The organism is Streptomyces purpureus (assembly GCF_014648195.1).
Classification (GTDB): domain Bacteria; phylum Actinomycetota; class Actinomycetes; order Streptomycetales; family Streptomycetaceae; genus Streptomyces; species Streptomyces purpureus.
In genome coordinates this window covers 17209-36518 of sequence record NZ_BMQQ01000020.1, presented here as the reverse complement: position 1 = coordinate 36518, position 19310 = coordinate 17209, and the positions used below count along the sequence as shown (strand labels likewise).

The following is a 19310-nucleotide window of genomic DNA, read 5'->3' as shown; positions in this document are numbered from 1 at the left end:
CCATTGTGGGCCGCGTTCACCTCTGGGACGGAGCCGGTCACGGGTTCTCGACATCCGCGTCGGACTTTTTCTCACTTGTTTTCGCGCGCGGGCGAGCTCCTGCAACCCCAAGGCCCGCCTATAGACCTCATAAGTCCACCTTATGAGGTCATAGGTGGGGGGTGGGTACCGCGCTCTGAACTGGGTTTGAAAGGGTGACCTAAGTTGCGGCGGCTTCCCGCCGCCACGTCGCTTGCGAAGGGAACCCTGACATGCCCCGCCCTCTCCGGGTCGCGATCGTCGGCGCCGGCCCTGCCGGGATCTACGCCGCTGACGCGCTGCTGAAGTCCGAGGCCGCCACCGAGCCGGGCGTGTCCATCGACCTCTTCGAGCGGATGCCCGCTCCCTTCGGGCTCATCCGTTACGGCGTGGCGCCCGACCACCCTCGGATCAAGGGCATCATCACCGCCCTGCACCAGGTGCTGGACAAGCCGCAGATACGTCTCTTCGGCAATGTCGACTACGGCACCGACCTCAGCCTCGACGACCTGCGCGCCTTCTACGACGCCGTGATCTTCTCGACCGGCGCCATGGCCGACCGCGAGCTGCGGATCCCCGGCGTCGACCTGGACGGCTCCTACGGCGCCGCGGACTTCGTGTCCTGGTACGACGGGCACCCGGACGTGCCGCGTACGTGGCCGCTGGAGGCGGAGAAGGTCGCCGTCCTCGGTGTCGGCAACGTGGCGCTCGACGTGGCGCGGATCCTGGCGAAGACCGCCGACGAGCTGCTGCCGACGGAGATCCCGCCGAACGTCTACGACGGCCTGAAGGCCAACAAGGCGCTGGAGATCCATGTCTTCGGCCGCCGTGGCCCGGCGCAGGCGAAGTTCAGCCCGATGGAGCTGCGGGAGCTGGACCACTCCCCCACCATCGAGGTGATCGTCAACCCCGAGGACATCGACTACGACGACGGCTCCATCGCCGACCGCCGCGCCAACAAGCAGGTGGACATGGTGGCGAAGACGCTGGAGAACTGGGCGATCCGGGACGTCGGCGAGCGGCCGCACAAGCTGTTCCTGCACTTCTTCGAGTCGCCGACCGAGATCCTCGGCGAGGACGGCAAGGTGGTCGGTCTGCGGACCGAGCGCACCGAGCTCGACGGCACGGGCAACGTCAAGGGCACGGGCACGACGACGGACTGGGACGTGCAGGCGGTGTACCGCGCGGTCGGGTACCTCTCCGACGAGCTGCCGAAGCTTCCGTTCGACGTCACGTCGGGCACGGTGCCGGACGAGGGCGGCCGGGTCATGGAGAACGGCGAGCACCTGACGTCGACGTACGTGACCGGGTGGATCCGGCGTGGGCCGGTCGGTCTGATCGGGCACACCAAGGGTGACGCCAACGAGACGGTGGCGAATCTCCTCCAGGACCATGCGGCGGGGCGTCTGCAGACGCCGGAGACGCCCGCCGAGGAGGCCGTCGTGGCCTTCCTGGAGGACAAGGGTGTCGCGTACACGACGTGGGAGGGCTGGTACGCCCTGGACGCGGCGGAGAAGAAGCTCGGCGAGGCCGAGGGCCGCGCGCGCGTGAAGATCGTCGAGCGCGACGAGATGCTGCGCGCGAGCGGCGTGACGCCCGCCTAGGTTGACCCGACGGCTTGAGCCCGGCCAGGACGGGACCGTCCTGACCGGGCTCACCCTTTCCTCGGCGCCCGTGGGGTGAGCTTTCGTCCATCCGACCGCGGTATGCCGGTCGTTGGCGCCTGTCTGTCCTCGGGTGGACGCTTCTGACGGGGTGCGGGCCGCGACGCCGACGTGACCGGTTATGCGATCGGCCGGTCGGCGCCGTGTCACTGCCGATGCGAGTCGGCTGGGGCGAAAGGCGACCGAGAGACTCGTCAATTACCAGCACTACCGCAAAGACCTGAGCGGTAAAGCCTCATCCCGGGAAACGGCCCTCGCCGACCGCAAGCATCGGAATGGTTCTCTGCGCAACAACACATGGCGCCGGCTCGTGAGAGAAGTCCAGGCCTGCAATACGTCACCTTACGCTGCACCGTCACCGTCGCATCAGCAACTTGACAGACTGCTCCGAACATACCCGACCCTGCCAGTGACCAAGCTTGACCAGAAGTAGCCACACAGAAGATCGCAGATCGCACAGTATCGGGCGTTGCGCATGCTTCCTCGTGGCCTCAAACCAGCAACGTCGCAGGTGAGCCCATGTTTTGAAGAGGAGGAGGCGTGCTAGCGTCCCCACCCCGGAAGAGGGCAACACCTCTACACCCCAGGGGAAATGGATTCTCTAGTCACACGAATAATGGGCACCAAGACCGCAAAGGGTGCTGTTGTTGCGGCTTCATCGGCCGCAGCGATCGGCCTTGCCGCCCCGACGTCGAGCGCCGCCAACGAGGACTCGTGGTACGGCGGTTGCCGGGGCTATTGGTACACGACGGCCGGTCATGGCTACTGCTACAACGCGAAGAGCCCGAGCGCGTCCCCCGGGCTGTTCATGATCACCTACGACTGCAATTACGAGGTGGACGAGCAGCGGTTCAAGACGGTGAAGGACGGGTTCATGGGGAAGTTCGATTCCTATGAGTGCACCTTCAAGATCAACAGGACAACCGTCCGCTCTTAGCTGACTGCCGCTACGGTGGGTCCGCTGCACAAGCGGGCCCACAGTACATCTCGGAGAGAACTTTCTATGGCGTCTGTTCCTGTCGCCCGATTGACGGCCCTCACGCAGGGATACGGCAGTCGACGGATCATCGAGGATCTCGACCTGTCCATCCAGCCCGGTGTCACAGGTCTGCTGGGCCCCAACGGCGCGGGCAAGACCACGCTGTTCCGTACCCTCGCCACGATCACTCCGCCGCAGAGTGGGACGCTGGAGCTGTTCGGCAAGCCCGTCGCCGGCGAACGGGACGCCCGGCAGGTCCGTCGCAGGATCGGCTACCTGCCCCAGGACTTCGGCTACTATCCGGCGTTCTCCATCACCGACTTCGTCCGCTACTGCGCCTGGCTGCGGGAGGTTCCCTCCAAGGAGGCCGGGTCGGCCACCGAGAAGGCGCTGGCCGCGGTCGGGCTGACCGACCGTGCTCGCGACCGCATGAAGTCACTTTCCGGGGGCATGCTGCGTCGCGCCGGGATCGCCGCGGCCATCGTCGGCTCCCCCTCCCTGCTTCTGCTTGACGAGCCCACCGTCGGCCTTGACCCGGCACAGCGCCTCGACTTCCGCGACCTCATCCGCTCCCTCGCCCGCGCGGGAACGGCCATCGTGCTCAGCACGCACCTTGTTGAGGACGTGGGCGCTGCCTGTGACAGCGTCCTCGTGCTGCGCCAGGGCCGGGTGGTCCACAGCGGTACGCCACAACAGCTGGCAGAGCAGGCCACGCCGACGGCCCCGGGAGACAGTCCGCTGGAGCGCGGCTACATGACTGTGCTGGGCAACCACCGGCCGGCCGAGGAAGCGGCATGCTGACCACCTACCGCATCGAGCTGCGACGTTCCCCCCTGCTCACCGCCTTCCCCGTGATGATCGCCGTGGACCTGACGGTGCTCTTCGGACGCTCTCAGTACTGGATCGGCGTCTGGCCCGAGGCGAGCGTGGCGGCACAGATCGTCACGCTCTTCCTGGGGCCGATACTCGCCGGCGTCTCCGCCTGGCAGGCCGGCCGCTGCTCCCGTGCGAGGATGCCCGAATTCCTCCTCGCGGCCGCCCAGCCTGGCTGGCGAATCGAGACCGCGCGGCTGGCCGCCACCCTCACGCTCGGATTCCTCGCGTACGGAATCGGCTGCCTCACTGCGGCGGCCGTCTCGCTGAGCGACGCGGGACCAGGCTTCCTGTGGCCGTCCTACCTGCTGCTGGGCGCCGCGACCCTCATCATCTTCGCGTCGGTCGGGCACCTGGCCGGCCGCTGGTGGCCCTCGCCTGGCTTCACGCCCGTGGTCTGCGCGCTGGGATGCTTCATCAGCATGCTGGCCCTGCCGTTCAAGTTCAATGTCCTCGCCGGGCCGCCCGACACACACCTGAGTCCGCTACCGCTCACCGTCCGTCTGTCGCTGGCCCTGGCTCTCGCCGTACTAGCGGTCACAGCGCCACCGCTCACGAGCAAGTCCGAGCGCCAAATGCCGCGTTGGAACCTTCCCCGACACACCCGCAGCATGGTCAGCGGCTCGGCCGTCTGCGCCCTCGTCGCGCTGGCCGCTGCCCCGGCCGCCGGCGAACTGCGCGTGGAACGCCCAGCCTCGGCGACTGCTCCGCTGTGCGACCGGGCCGACGAGAATGCCCCACGGGTGTGCGTATGGCCCGAGCACCGGAAGTACTTGCCTGAGCTGACACGGATGGCCCAGCGCCTCGGCCGACCTACTCAGCCCTGGATCAAGGCACCGAACGAGTTCTACGAATTCGGACTACGGCGAACCCCCCTGGGAGACCGGGGATTCGACATCGCGGAAGGGCATGCACGCACCGCCGCGATCGCCATGGCCGACCAAGTGTTCACCACGTCGGTCGGCCGATGCCTGCCGCCTCCCAAGGAGCGCCGGGCATGGCAGGCCATCGACAACATCCACCTGTGGCTGGAATACCAGGCCATGGGCCAGGACCCGGCCGCTGCCGACAGTGGGCTCCACCTCACCGGCGTAACGACTGCCCAGCGCGAGGCAAGCGCGGCGGCGCGAATGACGCCGGCCGAGCAGAAGAAGTGGATCGCCCAGGAGCGCAGCCATCTTCGAGAGAGCACCTGGTGCAAGCCTGATGAACGGCAGTGACCTGCTCCGGTACGGGAGAGTCCATCGTGCCGGGGCCATCCTCGCCGGAGTCACGGTCGTTGCCCTCGTGTCAGCGTTCTTCGGTGGCACCCGCATCGCGCTCCCGTCCATCGGTAGCGCGAGTCTCTCCACAGGTGTCCCCTACCGGCAAGAGCTTCCGCTCCTGTCGGCTGTCTTCCTCACTGCTGCCTTCGGCGGAGCGATGTCGGCACATGAGGAGACCGGCGCACGTACCATGCACCGCCTCCACAGCGCATACTGCGTCACACTGACGCTGATGACCTGCGCTCTCTCCTTCGGCGCCGAGGCCCTCGCCGTCGGACCGGAGCATGGTCTCGTCTTCGTCCGCTCCGTGCTGATCTGGCTCGGCCTCGCCTTGCTGTCCATCAGGCTGCTCGGTCAGCAACTCGGCTGGGTCATCCCCATGGCGTCGGCGTTCCTTCTGGTGTGGTACCCCCTCCACTGGTGGGACTGGACGGCCAACCCAGCTGGCGATCCCGCGAGTTGGATTGTAGCCACAGTCGCACTGGCCATGGGAATCGCCGCGACCGCCGCAACTCCCTGGCGGCGGCGCGCTCTCCTCCGCAGGAGAAGATGAGCGGAGGGTGGACGCCGCATGGATCAGGGTCCTTCGTCGAGCGGTTCCGCGTCGCCGGGCTCCCAGCGGAGGAGGTCTCCGGGCTGGCAGTCCAGTACGAGGCAGAGCGCGGCGAGGGTCGTGAAGCGCACCGCCTTGGCGCGGCCGTTCTTGAGGACGGCAAGGTTGGCGGGGGTGATGCCGACGCGGTCGGCGAGTTCGCCGACGGACATCTTGCGTTTGGCGAGCATCACGTCGATGTCGACGACGATCGGCATCAGATGACCTCGTCCAGTTCGGCCTGCATCCGGGTCGCCTCGACGTCGCGGGCGACGGCCTGGGCGAGCAGCATCCGCATGACGAGGACGATGAGTGCGACCGCGAGGACGGCCAGGCCGGCGCCGCCCACCAGGAGGACGATGCCCGGGGCCACGGCTTCGCCGGGGGCCAGGACGACGCCGAGGGCGAAGACCAGGAGGGCGGCGGCGACGATCGCGCCGATGACGATGTGGACGTGCCGGAAGGCGGCGTGGGAGAAGACGGTGCCGCGCCGGACCATCGTCACCAGCCGCCAGACGCAGACCAGGACGGTCTGGAAGGTCAGGGTGCCCAGGACCACGATCGTGAGGACCGGGGTCCGCAGGTGGGCGACGTCCGGGTCGAGCCCGTTCAGGTCGGTGGCGAGCAGCGGCACCATGACCGCCTGGACGAACACCGTGCCGGCGAGCAGTACGACGAGTACGGCGCGCAGGGCGCCCGTGGTCAGCTGTCCCATCGCGTCCCCTTCCCCTGATCCCCTCGATTACATCGATTCACGATGGGAATCTATCGAAATTCGATAGGAGTACGCAAGGGGCGCCTATTCTGAGGGGAGGGAAAGGAGCGGCCATGGCCGTCCAGGAGGCCCCCTCGGTGGAGCGGGCGCGTGATGCGGTGGCCCGGGATTCCTGGGTCGAGGCGTACGTGGCGCTGCGCGCCCTGGACGGGGGTGCGCCGCGGCCGTTGGAGCCGGAGGATCTCGATCTGCTGGCGGACGCGGCGTGGTGGTCCGGTCATGTGGACGAGTCGGTGGCGGCGCGGCTGCGCGCCCATGCGGGGTTCTCGGCCGTGGGCGACCACCAGCGGGCCGGCGGCGCGGCGTGGTGGCTGGCCTTCGAGTACCGCGCCCTTGGCCGGCCGGCGGCCGCGGCGGGCTGGCTGCACCGGGCCCGGCACCATCTGGAGCAGGTGCCGGAGTGTCCCGAGCAGTGCTTCCTGGCCTGGTCGGACCTGGAGGAGGCGCAGGCCGGCCACGATCCTGAGGCGGCGCTGGCGGCGGCCCGCCGGATGGAGCTGATCGCCCGGCACTGCGACAGCGCGGACCTCGTCGCGCTGAGCCGGTCGGCGCACGCGTCCGTACTGCTGGCCGAGGGGCGTACGGCCGAGGGGCTCGCGCTGCTCGACGACGCGATGTGCGCGGTGACGGCGGGCGAACTGAGCGGCATGTTCACGGGGATGCTGTTCTGCCTGGCCTTGACGGAGTGTATGGACGCGGCGGACTTCGGGCGGGCGGTGGAGTGGACGAACGCGGCGATGGCGTGGTGTTCGGTGCCGTGGTCGTGGCATGCGCGAGGTGCGGGCGGCGGGGACGGGTCGCTGCCGCCGGGAGTGGTGACGGACAACCCCTTCCGTGGGCTGTGCCGGATCCACCATGTCGAGGTGCTCGATCTGCTCGGCGCGTGGCCGGTCGCCGCCCAGGAGGCGGAGCGGGTGTGCCAAGAAGTGATGCCGGACTGCCTGGAGACCGCGGCGGGCGCCCACTACGTGGCCGGGGAGATCCGGCGGCGGCGCGGTCATCTGGAGGCGGCGGCCGTCAGTTACGCGCACGCCCACGAACTGGGGCGGATCCCGCAGCCGGGTCTCGCGCTGCTGCGGCTGGCACAGGGGAAAACGGACGCGGCAGTGGCGGGGCTGCGGCTGGCGCTGGCCTGTCAGAGCGAGCCGGACCACGACCGGCTGGGCCGGGCCCGGCTGTTGGCGGCGCAGGTGGAGGTGGACCTCGCCGTCGGGGACCAGGCCGGAGCGGCTCAGGCGGTGGCGGAGCTGGAGGCGCTGGCGCCGGGCGGCCCGCTCCTCGGGGCGCTGGCCGACACGGCGCGCGGCGCGCTGGCGCTGGCCCGGCACGAGGAGGCGCTGGTGCCACTGCGGCGGGCGCTCGCGGCCTGGCTGGAGCTGCGCATCCCGTACGAGGCGGCGCAGGTACGGATGCTGTTGGCGGCCGCGTACCGGGCCGTCGGGGACGACGAGGCGGCGCTGCTGGAGCTGCGGGCGGCCCGGGCGGCCTTCACGGAGCTGGGGGCGGTGCCGGACGCGCGGCGGGCGGCGGCGCTGCTGGGCGAGGGCCGCAAGGCCGTGCCGGGCGGGCTGACGGAGCGCGAGGTGGAGGTGCTGCGGCTGGTCGCGGCGGGCGGTACGAACCGGGAGATCGCCCAGCAGTTGGTGATCAGCGAGCACACCGTGGCCCGGCATCTGAACAACATCTTCGCCAAGCTGGAGGTGACGTCGCGGGCGGCGGCGACGGCGTTCGCGTACTCGCACGGCCTGGCGTCCTGAAACCCGCCCCCCGGGGCATGGGCTGTTTCGCCCATGCCCCGTCGAGCCGGGACTTGGGTGATTCGGGCGATGCCGGCCGGTGCGGGCCGCGCGTAGACCGGAGGCATGAACACGACGCTCAGCACACTCATCCGCGGTGACGTCATCGAGCCCGGGCACCCTGCCTACGAGGAGGCCCGGCGGGTCTACAACGCGATGCACGACCGGCGTCCGGCCGTCGTCGTGCGGCCCGTGGACGCCGGTGACGTGAGCACCGCCGTACGTTTCGCGCGGGACCACGCGCTCCCCCTGGCCGTGCGCGGCGGCTCCCATGCCGTCGCCGGATACGGCACGGTCGACGACGGGCTCGTCGTCGACCTGTCCCGGATGCGGAAGGTCCACGTGGACCCCAAGACCCGGACGGCCCGGGCCGAGGGCGGCTGCACCTGGGCCGACTTCGACCGGGCGACCCATGAACACGGTCTGGCGAGCACCGGCGGGGCGGTCTCCTCGACCGGGATCGCCGGGCTCACGCTCGGCGGCGGCATGGGGCATCTGGCCCGCCGCTGCGGCCTGAGCTGCGACAACCTGATCGCCGCCGAGGTGGTGACCGCCGACGGGGACCGGCTTATCTGTGACGCGCAGCGGCATCCGGACCTGTTCTGGGCGCTGCGCGGCGGCGGCGGGAACTTCGGGGTGGTGACGGCCTTCACGTACCGGCTGCATCCGATCGACGACATCCTCGGCGGGCCGGTGTTCTACCCGCTGGACGGGGAGGTCGCCCGGCGCTGGCGGGACATGATCGCCGACGCGCCGGTCGAACTGAACGCGATCTTCCTGCTGGTGCTGGGACCGCCGCTGCCGTTCCTGCCGGAGCGCTGGCACGGCCGACCGGTCTGCGCGGTCCTGGTCTGCTTCAGCGGCCGGCCCGAGGAGGACGAGAAGGTCCGGGCGCGGCTCGGCGGTCTGGGGCCGGTCATCGGTCAGGCCGTGGACCGCATCCCGTATCCGGTGATCAACACCCTGTTCGACGAGGACCTTCCGGCGGGGCTGTACCACTACTGGAAGGGGCACTTCAGCCGCGGGCTGTCCGACGGCGCGATCGAGGCGCACATGGCGTTCGGGGCGACGATTCCGTCGATGGAGACCGACACGGCGATCTTCCCGATCGACGGGGCGGTCCACGAGGTGGGGCCCGAGGAGACGGCGTTCGCCTACCGGGACGCGTCGTTCTCGCACGCGCTCGGGGCGACGTACGCCGACCCGGCCGACACGGAGCGGAACGTGGCCTGGACTCGGGAGTACGACGCGGCGCTACGTCCGCACACCCAGGAGGCGGGGTACGTGAACTTCATGGACAGCGACGACCAGGAGCGGGTCCGGGCGAACTACGGCCGGAACTACGACCGCCTGCGCGCGGTCAAGCGCCGCTACGACCCCGACAACCTCTTCCGCCTCAACCACAACATCGCCCCTTGACCTCTAAAAGAGGGGCGCCCGGGCGGCGGCCAGCAGACGGGCGGTGTCGTCGGCGCCGAGTTGGAGGGCGTTGCCGACCGTGGTGAGGACGTCGCGTTCGGCGGGGGTGTACGCGCCGTCGGCGAGGGCGATCCGGGCGCCCTGGACGAGGATCGATTCGCGGCCGGACGCGGCGAGGTGGGGGGCGAGGGGTTCGAGGGCTTCGTGGAGTTCGATGGCGAGGGCGGCGCCGCACGGGCCGGCGTCGGGGATGAAGCGGCCGGTGTCGGCGGCGAGGGCCTCGACGAGGGAGACGAGCTGTTCGCCCGTGCATTCCTCGAATCCGGCGGCGCGGACGCCGGCGACCGCGGTCCGTACGGCGGTCGTGGAGGCGGTGCCGCCGGCGGCGAGGACGGCGAGGGCGACGGTGTGCACGCCGTCGCGGAGCATCGCGGAGAAGCGGCTGGTGGTGGGGTGGTCGAGGACGTCGGTGCCGTAGTGGGTGTGGCAGGCGGCGCATTCGACGACGGGTCCGGCGAAGCCCCGGGGCAGGACGGGCACGCCGAGGACGGCGAAACGGCGGCGGCCGGTGCGGCGGCGGTAGTTGCGGTCGCCTCCGCAGCCGGGGCAGAAGAACTCGCCGTCTCCGATGGTGTTCCAGGAGGTTCGAATGGAGCAGACACCCATTTTCCGACCGTTGGATCCCCGGGCTGACCGCACGACGCACCTCCGTCACCACCCCCGTTGCCTTTCGGCACGGGAGGTCCCCCGCGGCCACTTCGCCGCGTTGGCGTGATGTTAGCCACATCGATGATGCCGCGTCAGCACCTCGTCGCCAGATCGCCGACACATGGCCGAAGCCCGCCTGCCGTCGAGGGCGGGCGGGCTCCGGGGAATCGGTCTATTCGGGCGCGGCGGGGCCGTGGACCCGTACGGCTGACTAGCGGGCGGAGCGGTTGACCGCGGAGATGACCGCCTTCAGGGACGCGCGGGTCGTGTTGGCGTCGATGCCGATGCCCCACAGGACCTTTCCGTCGATGGCGCATTCGATGTACGAGGCTGCCTGCGCGGATGCGCCCTCGCTCATCGTGTGCTCCTGGTAGTCCAGCAGTCGGGCGTCGACGCCGATGGCGCCCAGCGCGGCGAAGAAGGCGGAGATGGGTCCGTTGCCGGAGCCGGTCAGGACGGTGTCGGCGCCGTCGACGACGGCTTCGACGGTCAGCGTGTCGGTGCCGTCCTTGTCGGTGGTGGTCTGGCCGGAACGCAGCTGGATGCGGCCCCACGGGTTGGCCGGGTTGGGCAGGTACTCGTCCTGGAAGACGGACCAGATCTGGGCCGGGGTGACCTCGCCGCCCTCGGCGTCGGTCTTGGCCTGGATGAGCCGGGAGAACTCGATCTGCATCCGGCGCGGCAGGTCCAGCTTGTGGTCGTTCTTCAGGACGTAGGCGATACCGCCCTTGCCGGACTGGGAGTTGACGCGGATGACCGCCTCGTAGGACCGGCCGACGTCCTTGGGGTCGATGGGCAGGTACGGCACGGCCCACTCGATCTCGTCGACGGTCTTGCCCTGCTCCTTGGCGGACGCCTCCATGGCGTCGAAGCCCTTCTTGATGGCGTCCTGGTGGGAGCCGGAGAAGGCGGTGTAGACGAGGTCGCCCGCGTAGGGGTGGCGGGGGTGGACCTCCATCTGGTTGCAGTACTCGGAGGTGCGGCGGATCTCGTCGATCTGGGAGAAGTCGATCTGCGGGTCGACGCCCTGGGAGAAGAGGTTCATGCCCAGGGTGACCAGGTCGACGTTGCCGGTGCGCTCGCCCTGGCCGAACAGGCAGCCCTCGATCCGGTCGGCACCGGCCATGATGGCCAGTTCGGCGGCGGCGACGGCGGTGCCGCGGTCGTTGTGCGGGTGCACGGACAGGCAGATGTGCTCGCGGCGGGTCAGGTTGCGGGACATCCACTCGAAGCGGTCCGCGTGGGTGGAGGGCGTGGAACGCTCCACGGTGGCGGGCAGGTTGAGGATGATCTCGCGGCCGGCCTCGGGCTGCCAGACGTCGCAGACGGCCTCGCAGACCTCCAGGGCGAAGTCCAGCTCGGTGTCGGTGAAGATCTCGGGGCTGTACTGGTAGCCGAAGACGGTCTCGTCGCCCAGGATCTTCTCGGCGTACTCCATGACCAGGCGGGTGCCGTCGACGGCGATCTGCTTGATGTCGTCCTTGGAGCCGCGGAAGACGACCCGGCGGAAGGTCGGCGCGGTGGCGTTGTACAGGTGGACGGTGGCGCGCTTGGCGCCGCGCAGGGACTCCACGGTCCGCTCGATCAGGTCTTCGCGGGCCTGGGTCAGGACGGAGATGGTGACGTCGTCCGGGATCGCGCCCTCTTCGATGATGGAGCGGACGAAGTTGAAGTCGGTGTCGCCGGAGGACGGGAAGCCGACCTCGATCTCCTTGTAGCCCATGCGTACCAGCAGGTCGAACATCTCGCGCTTGCGGGCGGGGCTCATCGGGTCGATCAGGGCCTGGTTGCCGTCACGCAGGTCGGTGGAGAGCCAGCGGGGGGCCTTGGTGATCCGGCGGTCGGGCCAGGTGCGGTCCGGGATGTCCACCTGCTCGTACACGCCGTACTTGTGGATCGGCATGCCGGAGGGCTGCTGGGTGTGCGTGGCGTTGGTGATCGGGGTGGGACGTCCGATCCACTGCGACTGAGTCATGGCGTAGGGCTCCTCGGGGTCCTGCGGTGGGACGGCCGACTGTCGAACGCAACGCCAAGATCCCGCGGGGAGGGGGTCGGCCTACGACTACAGGCCCTCGCCGCGGCAGCTAAGGAGAAGCAGCCCGAAACGCATGATGTGCCGCAGCCTAGCCGAGCCGCGCGGAGAGCGCCGTGCCCGTATCAGTATGCGGGACGGCTGTGACGTCAAGAAGAAAGAGTGACCTATCACTCCATTTCGGCAATCATGGTCGCACCTAGTGACATCGCTGTGACCCGGTGCCACAGTCCGGTCATGGATGCCTACGCCCGCCGGGTCGCCCCGGTCTTCTGCACGATCGTCCCTCCGCATGTCCTCGACCGGATCGCCCGGGGCGAGGACCCCGCCCGCGCCGAGGCGGCGGCCCGCACCCTCGAGCACGACGCCCTGCAGCGCACCCGGCGCCGGATCACGACCGTGCGGGCGCTGGCCGCCCCTGCCGGGGAGCCGTCGGAGAAGCCGAACCGGACCATCTACGACGCCGAGCGCAAGGAGGTCCTGCCGGGAAAGAAGGTCCACGCGGAGGGGGACGAGCCGTCCCAGGACGCGACCGTCAACCGCGCTCACGCGGGTCTCGGCGCGACGTTCGACCTGTTCCTGAAGGAGTTCGGCCGCCACTCCATCGACGACGCGGGCCTGGCGCTGGACGCGACCGTCCACTACGGCGAGAACTACGGCAACGCCTTCTGGGACGGCCGTCAGATGGTGTTCGGGGACGGTGACAACGACATCTTCCTCGACTTCACGCTGCCGGTGGATGTGATCGGTCACGAGCTGACGCACGGTGTCACGCAGTACACGGCGAACCTGGAGTACTTCGGCCAGTCCGGGGCGCTCAACGAGTCCGTGTCGGACGTCTTCGGCTCGCTGATCAAGCAGTACGTGCTGGGGCACACCGCCGACCAGGCGGACTGGCTCATCGGCGAGGGCCTGCTGCACCCGAACGTGCAGGGCGTCGCGCTGCGCTCGATGAAGGCGCCGGGCACGGCGTACGACGACGACGTCCTCGGCAAGGACCCGCAGCCGGCGAAGATGGAGGACTACGTCCGCACCGGCCGGGACAACGGCGGGGTGCACATCAACTCCGGCATCCCCAACCACGCCTTCTACCTGCTGGCGACGGCGCTGGGCGGCCACGCCTGGGAGCGGGCGGGCAAGATCTGGTACGCCACGCTGACCAGTGGTGAGCTCGCCCCGGACGCGCAGTTCACCGACTTCGCCAAGGTGACGCTGGCGCAGGCGCAGGCGCTCTTCGGTGCGGGTGATGAACTGGAGGCCGTGGTGAAGGCATGGTCGCAGGTGGGAGTGGGGACGAAGTAGCCGATGCGTATCCAGGTCCGGCGCACGGGCGGTTTCGCGGGCATCGAGCGGTCGGCCGTGGTGGACACCACCGGGCGGCTCGATGCCGCGCGGTGGCATGCGCTGGCCGCGGCGGCCCTGGCGGCGGGCCACGGCGCGCCGCCGGCCGGGGTGCCGGACGGCTTCTGCTATGAGATCACGGTCGACGGGCGGACGGTGTTCTGCGTCGATCCGCGGCTGACCGAGGAGCAGCGTGAGCTGGTGTCCTGGGTGCTGAAGGAGGGCGCGTGAGGCCGGGGGCCGCCGGGGGCCTGGAGGCCGATCAGCGGCTAGAAGCCGAGGCGGCGCAGCTGCTTGGGGTCCCGCTGCCAGTCCTTGGCGACCTTGACGTGGAGGTCGAGGAAGACCGGGGTCCCGAGCAGTGCCTCGATGTGCTTGCGGGACTTGGTGCCGACCTCCTTCAGGCGCTTGCCCTTGGGGCCGATGATGATGCCCTTCTGGCTGGGGCGCTCGATGTAGACGTTGGCGTGGATGTCCAGGAGCGGCTTGTCCGCGGGGCGGTCCTCGCGGGGCAGCATCTCCTCGACGACGACCGCGATGGAGTGCGGCAGCTCGTCCCGTACGCCCTCCAGCGCCGCCTCGCGGATCAGCTCGGCGACCATGACCTGCTCGGGCTCGTCGGTGAGGTCGCCCTCGGGGTAGAGCGGCGGGGACTCGGGGAGCATCGGGATCAGCAGGTCGGCGACGAGCTGGACCTGCTTGTTGCCGACGGCGGAGACGGGCACGATCTGCGCCCACTCGATGCCGAGCTCCTTGCCGAGCTGGTCGATGGCGACGAGCTGCTCGGCGAGGGTCTTGGAGTCGACCAGGTCGGTCTTGGTGACGATGGCGACCTTGGGCGTCTTCTTGATCCCGGCGAGCTCCTTGGCGATGTAGCGGTCGCCGGGGCCGAGCTTCTGGTCGGCGGGCAGGCAGAAGCCGATGACGTCGACCTCGGCCCAGGTGGTGCGGACGACGTCGTTGAGGCGCTCGCCGAGGAGGGTGCGCGGCTTGTGGAGGCCGGGGGTGTCCACCAGGATCAGCTGGGCGTCGGGGCGGTGCACGATGCCGCGGACGGTGTGCCGGGTGGTCTGGGGGCGGTTGGAGGTGATGGCCACCTTCTGGCCGACCAGAGCGTTCGTCAGGGTCGACTTGCCCGCGTTGGGGCGGCCGACGAAGCAGGCGAAGCCGGCCCGGTGCGGGGCGTTGTTGTCATCAGTACGAGCGCTCATGGGGGCCATTGTCCCCGATGCGGGACCCCCTCACGTACTCGGTGCCCCGCGCCGCCGCGCCCACAGCGCCATCGAGGCGGCCGCGACCCCGGCGATCAGGATGCCGCCGGCGAGCCAGGGCAGCGCGAGGAAGGAGACGGTGCCGGACTCGCGGACGTCCTTCGCGGTGGCCATGAGGGTCACCTCGCCCCGGTCGAGCTGCGGTGATCCCGTCCATCGCGCGGTGAGCCGGATCCGCTGCCGGGGCAGCAGCTCGGAGGGCACGCCGGCCAGGTCGCGGTCGAGGAGCGTACGGCCGAAGAGCCCTTCGGCCCGCAGGGCGACCCGGGGGTTCAGGGTGACGTTGCCCCGGTTGTGCAGCGTGTACGAGACGAGGGCGCTGCTCTCGCGGGTGCCGGGGACCAGCGGGCGGTCCTGGTCGAGGGTGACGTCCTCGACGGCGAGGGCGGGGACGGTGGGGCCGCCGACGCGGAGGTAGACGCGGGCGCCGACGGCGCGCTGGACGCCGACGGTGACGGGGCCGCCGCGTGCGCGGTCGATCCGCTCGTCGAGGGCGACGACGGCGCCGACGTGGTCGCCGGGTTCGGCGCCGGGCGGGACGGTGAGGGTGATCAGGACGCTGGCCTTGCCCCTGGCGGGGACGGTGATCCGGGGGCGGTCCGGTCTCAGCCAGGCGCCGATGGAGCGCTGGGGTTCCTTCTCGGTGCGGACGGCGAAGCCGCCGTCGCGTGCGGTGTTGTAGGCGTCGGCGCCGTACAGCCGGAAGGTGAGCGGGGCGGCGGTCTTGTTGCTGAGGGTGACGGTGTCGGTGAGGGTGTCGCCGGGGTCGGCGGCGAGGTAGAAGTACGGGCGCGAGCCGAGCTGGGAGGCGGCGGGGTAGACGGCCCATTCGCCGTTCTCGGCGGCGGTGGCGGGGACGCCGGACAGCAGCAGAAGAAGCCCGGTGAGGAGTACGGACAGCTTGCGCACCATGCGGGACCCCCGGGGGTCGGGGCGGGCCGACCGGGTGCGCGCCCGGCCCGCCGTGCTGGGGTGTGCCGTGGGTCAGGTGAGGGTGAGGGTCAGGACTCCGGCGTACGTACCGGGCGCGGTGAACGCCGGGACGTCCAGGGAGACCTTGGCGTCGATGGTGAACTCGCCGCCGGTGAGGGTGGCGTTGGGGGTGGAGGCGAGGGTCGCTCCGCCGCTGCCGACGGTCCCGGCGGAGCCGGGGGCGCAGACGCTGGGGCTGCCCTGCTTGGTGGTGCAGGCGGGTGTCCAGCTGAGCTTGTCGGCGCCGAGGGAGCCGGCGGTGCCGGTGAAGTCGGTGACCTTTCCGGTGAGGGACCAGCCGGCGGGGCCGCCGCGGAAGTCCTTGACGGTGACGGTCCGCAGGTCGCCGGTGGAGGCGCCGCCCTGGCCGAAGTCGACGGCCGTCATCTGGACGGTGTCGCCGGCCTGGGACATGGAGAGTTCGCCGGCGGTGACGGAGGCGGTGAGTTTCTGGCTGTCCGGCGGCTGCGGAGTGTCGTCGACGACGGTGTACGCGGCCGGTCCGGCGCCCTTGTCGGGGTTCCAGGAGGCGCCTTCGTAGGCCACGACGCCGGTGGTCGCCTTGTCACTGACCTTGAGGCGGGCGGTGAAGCCGCCGGTGTCGTCGGTGGTGACGGTCATGGTGTCGGCGGTCTGGGCGGCCCCGGCGCGGCCGGCGACGGTCACCTCGGCGAGCGGGGTGAACTTGCTGCCCGTGACGGTGACCCGGGCGCCGGGTGCGCCGGATGCGGTGGCGAGCTGGAGGGCCCTCTCGTTGGCTCCCGGCTGGTCGGCGGCGACGACCGTCTCGGAGACGGGGGCGGGCGGGTTCTTGACCGTGCAGGGGGTGTCCAGCTCCATGATGTAGCTGGTGTGGATGTTGTAGTCGCCCGGGGAGAGGGTGATCGAGCCGGGTGCGGTGACCGTGAACGTACCGGTCATGGAGAACGGCGGGAAGGCGCCCTTGCCGGGGACGGGCGGGTTCTTCTTGGGGCCGGTGACGGTGATCTCGCCGGACTGGGCGCCGCCGAGGGCGACCTTTCCGGTGGGGGTCATGATGTCGGCCGGCAGGGAGATGTCGACGGGGTTGCTGGCGGCGGGTTTGGTGACCGTGTAGGTGACGGTGACCGTGTCGCCGACCTTCGGTGTCGCTTTGTCGACGGTGATCTCGGCGGTGGTGGTGCCCTCGATCGGCGGGATGCCGGCGATGGGTGGTGGTACGCAGCGGGTGAGGAAGTCGACCGGTGTGGACGCGGCGGTCAGTGCCCCGGCGGGGGCGGCGAGTGCGCCGGCCGCACCGGCGACGAGAACGGTCGCGCCGAGGACGGCGGTCCACCGGCGTCTTCGGCCGCGGCTCCGCGCGGATGTGGGGGTGAGCGGGGATGCCATGAGTGCCCCTCCTGAGAGATGAGAGGGCGCCATTGACGGCCGCGGGGGAAGAGAAGTCAATGGAATCGAAATCCACCGACTGATGACCCATCAGATACTGTCAAGATCCGCGTTTGCGCAGGTCAGACGGCGCGCCGACGGCCGGTGCCGCCCGCGAGCGGCACCGGCCCCTGGAACGCGGTCAGCTGAAGACGAACGGGCCGGGCGACTGTGACGTCACGGCGTCGCAGTTCACCGTCACACCGAAGATCGTCATGGTCAGCGCGGTGCCGGCGAAGTACGAGTTGAGACTGTCCCCGGCGGCGACGGTCCCGCTGAGCGGGCCCATGGTCACCGCCGTGTTGGCCGCCAGCGCCGGGTTCTTCTTGCCGCTGAAGACCCGGGTGCCGCCGCCCGCCTTGGCGAGCGTGAGCTTGGCACTGATCTGGTCCTTGCCCACGGCGACCGGTGTCTTCACCGCCGAGGTCAGGGTGATCGTGGCGGCCGTGCCGCTCTGGGTGGCGGTGAGCGTGGCCCCGCCGCCGCCCCACGTACCGCAGTCGTACGACGCGGTGGCCGTGCCCGGAGTGACGGCGGCGGCGCTCGGCGCGAAGACCAGACCGGCGGCGGCGAGCGCCCCCGCGAGCACCGCGCCGATACCTAAGCTGCTGTTCCTGCTGGCTCTCATGTGGTGTTTCCCCTTCTCCCGTGTCGGGTGGAAAAGCGCACTCGTACACACGGCGCTACAAGGGGTGCGGGGGCTGCGTGAAGGGTGCGTTCACCGCATTGACGCGCAAAGAGCCAGAGGTCGCAAGAGAAAGTCCGGCTGATTCTCCGGGCGCGGCCGGTTGATTCTCCGGCGGAAGCCCGGCCGGGCCTGCGGAAGTCAGCCTGCGGTCACCGCGGCGCGCAGGGTGCCGTCGGGGCCCGCGAGGAGGACCGGGGTCTGCGGGCCGCCCAGGTCCCGTACGGCCGCGCGGTCGGCGTCGGAGGCGCTCTCGGCGTCGGAGACGACGGCCGCGGCCTCCAGCGACTGGGCGCCGCTGGCCACGGCCATGGCGACGGCGGTCTGGAGCGCGCTCAGCTTCAGCGACTCCAGGGCCACGGTGCCCGCCACGTACGTACGGCCGGTCTCGTCACGGACCGCCGCGCCCTCGGGCACGCCGTTACGGGCGCGGGCGCTGCGCGCCAGGGTGATGATCTTGAGGTCCTCGGCACCGAGGTCGCTGCTCTGTGTCATGGACCGAGCATAGGACGGTGCCCGGGGCCGCACGGCCGAGGGGATGGTCGGCCGGCGACGGTCAGCCGGCGACGGGATACATCGCCCCGCGCCGCCCCTGCGGGGAGACCAGCCACTCCAGCTTCGCCGCCGTGTCGGCCTCCGGCAGCGGGGTGTGCATCACGATGGTCAGATCGGGCCGGGCCGGGACCCGCAGCTGGGTCGCCTCCACCACCAGCGTGCCGACCAGCGGGTGTTCCATCTCCTTGCGGAGCTGGCCGCCGGGCGCGATGTCCCGGCGCTCCCACAGGGCGGCGAACTCCTCGCTGGCCTCCTTGGCCTCCTCGACCACCGCGCGGAACCCCTCGTCGTCCGGGCACTCCGAGCAGGCGGCCCGGAACTGCGCGACGACGTGCGGCGCGAGCCGTTCCCAGCTCCTGGTCCGGGCGCGGTAGAGGGGGTCGGTGAAGAAGGCGATCAGGCAGTTCTGGGAGATCTCCGGCCGCATGCCGAGCACGATCGACGCGGAGTCGTTGTACATGACCGTGTTCCAGTAGGCGTCCAGGATGTGCGCCGGGAACGGCATCCAGGTGTCGATCAGCCGGCGCAGCCCCTGGCACATGTCCTGGGCGGCCGGATCGACCTCCGGCGCGGGCGGGTTGAGCCCGGCCAGGACGTAGAGGTGGCGGCGCTCGACGGCGCTCAGCCGCAGCACCCGTGCCACCGCGTCGAGGACCTGCGGGGAGACGGTGATGTCGCGGCCCTGCTCCAGCCACTGGTACCAGGAGACGCCGACGCCGGCCAGCACGGCGACCTCCTCGCGGCGCAGTCCGGGCGTACGGCGCCGGGCGCCGCCGTCCGGGAGTCCGGCCTCGGCCGGGGTGACCCTGGCCCGACGGCTCATCAGGAACTCGCGGAGCTCGGCCAGTCGGTGGGCCTTCGCGGATGCGCTCTCCACGACTGCGACCACGTGTTCCTCCCCCTGTCGGCTGCCTGGTGGTGCGACCAACAGGATAAGTTCCCGCTCCCCACGGTTGTT

General features: G+C 70.4%; 19 protein-coding genes. 9 read left to right on the top strand and 10 right to left on the bottom strand.

The genetic code is table 11. The features are described 5' to 3' along the window. The first annotated feature begins 251 nt into the window (after window positions 1–251). The 5 genes from IEZ01_RS23375 to IEZ01_RS35145 all read left to right on the top strand — a co-directional run bounded on the left by IEZ01_RS23375 (window position 252) and on the right by IEZ01_RS35145 (window position 5352). Complete coding sequence (locus tag IEZ01_RS23375) at window positions 252–1622, top strand: FAD-dependent oxidoreductase (RefSeq protein ID WP_189203597.1); 1371 nt, start codon at window positions 252–254, stop codon at window positions 1620–1622. 676 nt (window positions 1623–2298) lie between these two features. Beyond that, window positions 2299–2619: a hypothetical protein gene (locus tag IEZ01_RS23370; protein ID WP_189203595.1), complete on the top strand. Its 321-nt coding sequence runs from the start codon at window positions 2299–2301 to the stop codon at window positions 2617–2619. Window positions 2620–2685: 66 nt separating this feature from the next. Further along, entirely contained in the window at window positions 2686–3462 is a 777-nt protein-coding gene (locus IEZ01_RS23365; protein ID WP_189203593.1) for an ABC transporter ATP-binding protein, read from the top strand. After that, window positions 3456–4754, top strand: coding sequence for a DUF7224 domain-containing protein (locus tag IEZ01_RS23360; RefSeq protein WP_189203582.1), 1299 nt, complete (start codon window positions 3456–3458; stop codon window positions 4752–4754). The genes IEZ01_RS23365 and IEZ01_RS23360 overlap by 7 nt, the downstream gene beginning before the upstream one ends. Before the next feature lie 277 nt (window positions 4755–5031). Continuing rightward, window positions 5032–5352, top strand: coding sequence for a hypothetical protein (locus IEZ01_RS35145; RefSeq protein WP_229833177.1), 321 nt, complete (start codon window positions 5032–5034; stop codon window positions 5350–5352). Window positions 5353–5375: 23 nt separating this feature from the next. On the opposite strand, the gene IEZ01_RS23350 is transcribed toward IEZ01_RS35145, so the two are convergent. Beyond that, window positions 5376–5609, bottom strand: coding sequence for a helix-turn-helix domain-containing protein (locus tag IEZ01_RS23350; RefSeq protein WP_019886155.1), 234 nt, complete (start codon window positions 5607–5609; stop codon window positions 5376–5378). Then, window positions 5609–6106, bottom strand: a complete 498-nt coding sequence (locus IEZ01_RS23345) for a DUF2975 domain-containing protein (protein WP_019886157.1) — start codon at window positions 6104–6106, stop codon at window positions 5609–5611. The genes IEZ01_RS23350 and IEZ01_RS23345 overlap by 1 nt, the downstream gene beginning before the upstream one ends. Window positions 6107–6219: 113 nt before the next feature. Between IEZ01_RS23345 and IEZ01_RS23340 the strand changes: the two genes are divergently transcribed. Continuing rightward, the gene (locus IEZ01_RS23340; RefSeq protein ID WP_189203580.1) at window positions 6220–7923 is read left to right on the top strand and encodes a LuxR family transcriptional regulator; all 1704 of its coding nucleotides are present in this window, start codon (window positions 6220–6222) and stop codon (window positions 7921–7923) included. A 105-nt stretch (window positions 7924–8028) separates the two neighbouring features. Beyond that, on the top strand, window positions 8029–9381 hold the full coding sequence (locus tag IEZ01_RS23335; RefSeq protein WP_189203578.1) for an FAD-binding oxidoreductase: 1353 nt from the start codon (window positions 8029–8031) through the stop codon (window positions 9379–9381). Window positions 9382–9384: 3 nt separating this feature from the next. Here the strand turns inward: IEZ01_RS23335 and IEZ01_RS23330 are convergent, their stop codons facing one another. After that, window positions 9385–10047: a TerB family tellurite resistance protein gene (locus IEZ01_RS23330; RefSeq protein WP_019886160.1), complete on the bottom strand. Its 663-nt coding sequence runs from the start codon at window positions 10045–10047 to the stop codon at window positions 9385–9387. A 253-nt stretch (window positions 10048–10300) separates the two neighbouring features. Continuing rightward, the gene (gene leuA, locus IEZ01_RS23325) at window positions 10301–12064 is read right to left on the bottom strand and encodes a 2-isopropylmalate synthase (protein ID WP_019886161.1); all 1764 of its coding nucleotides are present in this window, start codon (window positions 12062–12064) and stop codon (window positions 10301–10303) included. 294 nt (window positions 12065–12358) lie between these two features. Here leuA and IEZ01_RS23320 point away from each other — a divergent pair, with 294 nt between their 5' ends. Together IEZ01_RS23320 and IEZ01_RS23315 are read left to right on the top strand one after the other, a co-directional pair. Next, on the top strand, window positions 12359–13423 hold the full coding sequence (locus IEZ01_RS23320; RefSeq protein WP_019886162.1) for a M4 family metallopeptidase: 1065 nt from the start codon (window positions 12359–12361) through the stop codon (window positions 13421–13423). A 3-nt stretch (window positions 13424–13426) separates the two neighbouring features. Continuing rightward, complete coding sequence (locus tag IEZ01_RS23315; RefSeq protein WP_019886163.1) at window positions 13427–13693, top strand: protealysin inhibitor emfourin; 267 nt, start codon at window positions 13427–13429, stop codon at window positions 13691–13693. Between the two features lie 38 nt (window positions 13694–13731). Here IEZ01_RS23315 and era read toward each other — a convergent pair whose 3' ends face one another. The 6 genes from era to IEZ01_RS23285 form a co-directional block, all read right to left on the bottom strand. Beyond that, window positions 13732–14682, bottom strand: coding sequence for a GTPase Era (era, locus tag IEZ01_RS23310; RefSeq protein WP_373287661.1), 951 nt, complete (start codon window positions 14680–14682; stop codon window positions 13732–13734). Window positions 14683–14703: 21 nt separating this feature from the next. After that, the gene (locus IEZ01_RS23305; RefSeq protein WP_189203573.1) at window positions 14704–15645 is read right to left on the bottom strand and encodes a DUF916 domain-containing protein; all 942 of its coding nucleotides are present in this window, start codon (window positions 15643–15645) and stop codon (window positions 14704–14706) included. Window positions 15646–15717: 72 nt separating this feature from the next. Beyond that, window positions 15718–17073, bottom strand: a complete 1356-nt coding sequence (locus IEZ01_RS23300; RefSeq protein WP_189203572.1) for a WxL domain-containing protein — start codon at window positions 17071–17073, stop codon at window positions 15718–15720. Window positions 17074–17254: 181 nt separating this feature from the next. Continuing rightward, a complete protein-coding gene (locus IEZ01_RS23295) occupies window positions 17255–17740 on the bottom strand; it encodes a hypothetical protein (RefSeq protein ID WP_189203570.1) in 486 nt (161 codons plus the stop codon). A gap of 198 nt (window positions 17741–17938) precedes the next feature. Next, window positions 17939–18292 carry a cytidine deaminase-like protein gene (locus tag IEZ01_RS23290; protein WP_019886171.1) on the bottom strand — a complete coding sequence of 118 codons (354 nt, stop codon included), beginning with the start codon at window positions 18290–18292 and terminating at the stop codon, window positions 17939–17941. Window positions 18293–18353: 61 nt separating this feature from the next. Continuing rightward, window positions 18354–19241: a helix-turn-helix transcriptional regulator gene (locus tag IEZ01_RS23285; RefSeq protein ID WP_019886172.1), complete on the bottom strand. Its 888-nt coding sequence runs from the start codon at window positions 19239–19241 to the stop codon at window positions 18354–18356. Between the last annotated feature and the right edge of the window lie 69 nt (window positions 19242–19310).